Source organism: Streptomyces sp. col6, from assembly GCF_008042035.1.
GTDB lineage: Bacteria > Actinomycetota > Actinomycetes > Streptomycetales > Streptomycetaceae > Streptomyces.
The window spans coordinates 669642-674137 of sequence record NZ_RDBL01000006.1; the positions used below are offsets into that span (position 1 = coordinate 669642).

Sequence of the window (4496 nt, forward strand, 5' to 3'; positions counted from 1 at the left end):
GATGACGATGCCGCCGTTCGACCTCTGGCTCCGGGGCCACGACGACATCACCGGCTTCATGACCACCATGGGCGCGAGCTGCGCCGGCTCCCGCCTGATCGCGACCTCCGCCAACGGCACCCCGGCCCCCGCGAGCCGGCGTCCCGCCACCGAGTAGTCGCAGGCCGGGCCCTCACTCCGCATCGTCGTCCAGGTGGTCCGGCAGCCCGAACAGCGGGAACCAGCGAGGCGTGTCCAGGAAGCAGTGCATGCCCGTGATCGCGCCGTCCTTGATGTCGATGACCTGGACCGCCCACGGGACGAAGCCGGGGCCCTCCGGGTTCGGCTTGTAGTGGGCGAAGGCCGGGGTGCCGTTGGCGGAGGTCGCGATCAGGCGGGAGCCGGCGCAGCTCGCGCCCATGGTGGTCATGAAGCCGGTGATGTCGTCGTGGCCCCGGAGCCAGAGGTCGAACGGCGGCATCGTCATCACCGCGTCCTCGTGGAGGAGGGCGGTCAGGGCCTTCATGTCGTAGCCCTCGAACGCCGCCACGTACCGCTCCAGGAGCTTCGTCTGCTCCTCGTCCAGCGGGTTCGCCGCGTCGGCGGCCACCGCGTCCTGGTCGGTCAGCGTGGCCCGCGCGCGCTGGAGGGCGCTGTTCACCGAGGCGACCGAGGTGTCGAGCAGCTCCGCGACCTCCGCGGCCTTCCACGCCAGCACCTCGCGCAGGATCAGCACGGCCCGCTGCTTCGGCGGCAGGTGCTGGAGCGCCGCGACGAACGCGAGGCGCACCGACTCGCGCGCCACCGCCGCCTCCGCCGGGTCGTCGGTCGTCGGGAGGATGCGGCCGTCGGGCATGGGCTCCAGCCAGGTGTTCTCCGGCAGCGGGTTGAGCGCGGCCTGCGCGAGCGGCGTCGGACCGGTCAGGTCGACCGGCCGCGCCCGCTTCTTGCCCGCGTTGAGCATGTCCAGGCAGACGTTGGTCGCGATGCGGTACAGCCAGGACCGCAGCGAGGACCGGCCCTCGAACTTGTCGAAGTTCCGCCAGGCCCGCACCAGCGTGTCCTGGACCGCGTCCTCCGCCTCGAAGGCCGAGCCGAGCATCCGGTAGCAGTAACCGGTCAGCTCGACCCGGTGTCCCTCCAGGCGGCTGTCGATGTCGCCCGACGGGCGGGTCCCCGTACCGGATCCCGCCGCCGCTGCCAGTTCACTCATCGCCCGCTCCACCCCTGTCGTGCTGTGACACCGCTCACTTCACGTAACACGTCGGAAGCTACAGCAGGGGACTGACAACGGGGCGGGAACAGCGGAAAGGGTCAGGTCCCCGGCTTGCGGCCGTACACGTAGACGTCGTCGCCGTTCTTCAACAGGTTCCAGTATGACTTCGCGTCCGCGGTGCGCATGTTGACGCAGCCGTGCGACCCCGGCGGGTTCCACATCTTCACGCCGACCGCGTGGAACGCCTGCCCGCCGTCGAAGAACTGCGAGTACGGCATGGACACGTGGTAGATCGACGACACGTGGTTCTTGTGGCGCCAGTAGATCTTCTTCGCACCCGTACGGGTCTCGTACTTGTCCCGCCCGGTGCGGACCGGCACCGGCCCGAACTTCAGCTTCTTGCCGTCCTGGATCCAGCTGATCTGCCGCGTCAGGTCGACGCAGGCGATGCGCCCCTTGTTGGTCGGGCACTTCCCGGCCTTGTTCGGGTTCTTGCCGGCCGCCTTCTGCGCGGTGAGCGTCTGCATGGTGCGCCAGGTGACGGGGCCCGCGTAGCCGATGGTCGGGGTGACCCCGTAGGTGCTCTGGAACGAGCGGATCTTCTTGCAGTCGGCCGACGACTGCTTGCCGTCCACCTTCAGGTGCAGGTACTTCTCCACCTGCTTCTGGTACGGGCCCGTGGACGTCGTGCAGGACGCCGCCTGCGCGCTGCCGCCCGTACCCAGGACGAGCGCCGGTATCGCGGTCAGACCCGCGACCGACAGGACGAGCCCACGGCGGGCCGTCATGCCCCCGATGTCTCGAATGTTCCGCATGTTCTTCCTGACTCCCATGTACGCCAACTCCCCTTCGCGCGCACTGCGGTGATTCCGCCTGCTAGACGCGCGAAGGGGAGCGGCTGGTTGTGCGCCGAATGTCTCAGTTCTGTACGGGCGCGAGCCGCAGCCGTTCGACGCGGGCGGCCCGGGTCCCGTACAGCGTGATGGACACGACACCGAGGACCGCGAGCAGTCCGAGCGCGACCGTGCCCGCCCAGCCGCCGGTGTGGAAGGCGATCGCACCGAGCGTGCCGCCGGCGCTGGAGCCGAGGTAGTACGCCGACTGGTACAGGGCCGAGGCCTGGGCGCGTCCGGTGGTCGCCGTACGGCTCACCGAGGACGAGGCGACCGCGTGCCCGGCGAAGAACCCGGCCGTGATCAGGACCAGGCCCAGGAGCACGGCGGCCAGCTGGTCGGCCAGCGAGAGCAGCAGACCGGCGGCCGTGGTCGAGACGGCGAGATACAGCGCGCCCCGGCGCCCGAGCCGCGCGACCAGCCGTCCGGCCGCGGCGGAGGAGACCGTACCGACCAGGTACACGAGGAAGATCGAACCGACCACGCCCTGCGGCAGGTTGAACGGAGCCTCGACGAGCCGGTAGCCGATGACCGTGTACACGGCCCCGAACACCGTCATGAACAGCGCGCCGATCGCGTACAGCCGCCGCAGCAGCGGATTGGCGAGATGCGAACCGACGGTCTTCGCGAGGGCCTTCGGGTTCAGCGTCCCGGGAGTGAAGTTCCGGGCGCGCGGGATCATGAGGTGGAAGACGACCGCGCAGGCCACGGCCAGCAGCCCGACCGCGCCGAGCGCCGCCCGCCAGCCCCAGAGCTGCGCGATCCAGCCGGTGAGGATGCGGCCGCTCATGCCGCCGATGCTGTTGCCGGCCACGAACAGCCCGATCGCGGCGACGAGCGCCTTGGGCCGCACCTCTTCCGCCAGGTACGCCATCGCGGAGGCGGGCAGTCCGGCGAGCGCGGCACCCTGCACGGCGCGCAGCGCGATCAGCGAGCCCAGCGAGGGCGCGAACGGCACGAACAGCCCGACGGTCACCGCGATCACCAGCGAGGCGGTCATCATCTGCCGGCGCCCGAACCGTTCCGACAGCGCGCTCATCGGCAGGACGCACAGCGCCAGCGCGCCCGTCGCGGCGGAGACCGTCCAGCTCGCCTGCCCGGCCGTGGCGCCGAACGCGGCGGAGACGGAGGGCAGCAGCGCCTGCGTGGAGTAGAGGAGCGCGAACGTCGCGACACCGGCGGCGAAGAGGGCGAAGCTCATCCGGCGGTAGCCGGGGCGCCCGGGTTCGAGCCGGTCGGTGGTGGTGACGGGGGACGACGGGGTCGAGGCGGCCACGGTGAGGGTGGACGCCCCGGTACTGGCGGGAGGCATGCGGAAACCGTAGGCCGGTCCCGATTCATGCGTCCAATGCACAAACAGCGAATAATCAATCCCATGGTGCATCAACGCAGCTCACAGCCCCGGCTGTCACCGAGCAGTTACGAAGAAGACATTCGCGCGGTCCTCGCGCCCCGCCTCGCCTACTTCGAGGCGGTCGCCCGCCACGAGCACGTCACCCGCGCCGCGCAGGAGCTGGGCGTGCCGCAGTCCACGCTCTCCCGGGCGATGGTGCGGCTGGAGGACGACCTGGGCGTGGCCCTGTTCGCCCGCAAGGGCCGCACCGTCTCCCTCACCCCGGCCGGCCGCACCTTCCTCGGCTCCGCCGAACGCGCCCTCGCCGAGGTGGAGAGGGCCGCCGACTCGGTACGCGCCGACGCCGACCCCACGGCGGGCAAGGTGGCCTTCGGCTTCCTCCACACGATGGGCTCCGAAACGGTCCCCGCGCTCATCCGCGCCTTCCGGGCCGACCATCCCCGGGTCCGCTTCCAACTCGTCCAGAACTACGGCGAGGCCATGATCGAACGCCTCCGCGCCGGCGGCCTCGACCTCTGCCTCACCTCCCCGGTCCCGGACGCCCCCGACCTCGTCACCCGCCGCCTGGACGAACAACGCCTCCGCCTGGTCGTCCCCGACGACCACCCCCTGGCCACCCGCCGCCGCATCCGCCTCGCCGAAGCCGCCGACGAAACCTTCGTCACCCTGGAACCCGGCTACGGCCTCCGCCGCATCACGGACGACCTCTGCACGGAGGCCGGCTTCGTCCCCCGCGTGGCCTTCGAGGGCGAGGAAGCGGAAACCCTCCGCGGCCTGGTCGCGGCGGGCCTGGGCGTGGCCCTCCTCCCGCCGCCCGCGGTGGCCCGGCCGGGCGTGGTGGAGCTGACGGTGACGGCGCCGAGGGCGGTGCGCGAGATCGGGGTGGCGTGGCTGGACGGCCACCCGGACACGGCCCCGGTGGCGGCGTTCAAGAAGTTCCTGCTGGGGCGGCGGGTGACGAGGTCGGGGGCGTCCGGGACCGGGGAGGTGAGGCAGAGGTCGAGGCCGCCGGCGCGGAGGCGTTCGATCATGGCCCGCGCTCGGCGGCAGCACG

4 protein-coding genes and 1 pseudogene are annotated in these 4496 nt (G+C 71.5%); 2 read left to right on the forward strand and 3 right to left on the reverse strand.

Annotated elements, in window-relative coordinates:
* A pseudogene (locus tag EAO73_RS07140) lies at positions 1 to 154 on the forward strand (RNA polymerase subunit sigma-70); the annotation flags it as partial.
* Positions 155 to 172: 18 nt separating this feature from the next.
* Here EAO73_RS07140 and EAO73_RS07145 read toward each other — a convergent pair.
* From EAO73_RS07145 to EAO73_RS07155, 3 genes are all read right to left on the reverse strand, one after another.
* A complete protein-coding gene (locus EAO73_RS07145) occupies positions 173 to 1192 on the reverse strand; it encodes a sigma-70 family RNA polymerase sigma factor (RefSeq protein ID WP_147970573.1) in 1020 nt (339 codons plus the stop codon).
* Between the two features lie 101 nt (positions 1193 to 1293).
* Entirely contained in the window at positions 1294 to 2010 is a 717-nt protein-coding gene (locus EAO73_RS07150) for a L,D-transpeptidase family protein (RefSeq protein WP_147970574.1), read from the reverse strand.
* Positions 2011 to 2113: 103 nt separating this feature from the next.
* Positions 2114 to 3400: an MFS transporter gene (locus tag EAO73_RS07155; protein ID WP_147970575.1), complete on the reverse strand. Its 1287-nt coding sequence runs from the start codon at positions 3398 to 3400 to the stop codon at positions 2114 to 2116.
* A gap of 63 nt (positions 3401 to 3463) precedes the next feature.
* On the opposite strand from EAO73_RS07155, the gene EAO73_RS07160 reads away from it, so the two are divergent.
* Positions 3464 to 4496, forward strand: a 1033-nt coding sequence (locus tag EAO73_RS07160) for a LysR family transcriptional regulator (protein WP_224756197.1), incomplete at its 3' end; no start/stop codon positions are given.

Bases quoted from the DNA above. Each gene is read 5' to 3' on its own strand.
- EAO73_RS07145 (WP_147970573.1), bottom strand. From the start codon at position 1,192: ATGAGTGAACTGGCAGCGGCGGCGGGATCCGGTACGGGGACCCGCCCG.
- EAO73_RS07150 (WP_147970574.1), bottom strand. From the start codon at position 2,010: ATGCGGAACATTCGAGACATCGGGGGCATGACGGCCCGCCGTGGGCTC.
- EAO73_RS07155 (WP_147970575.1), bottom strand. From the start codon at position 3,400: ATGCCTCCCGCCAGTACCGGGGCGTCCACCCTCACCGTGGCCGCCTCG.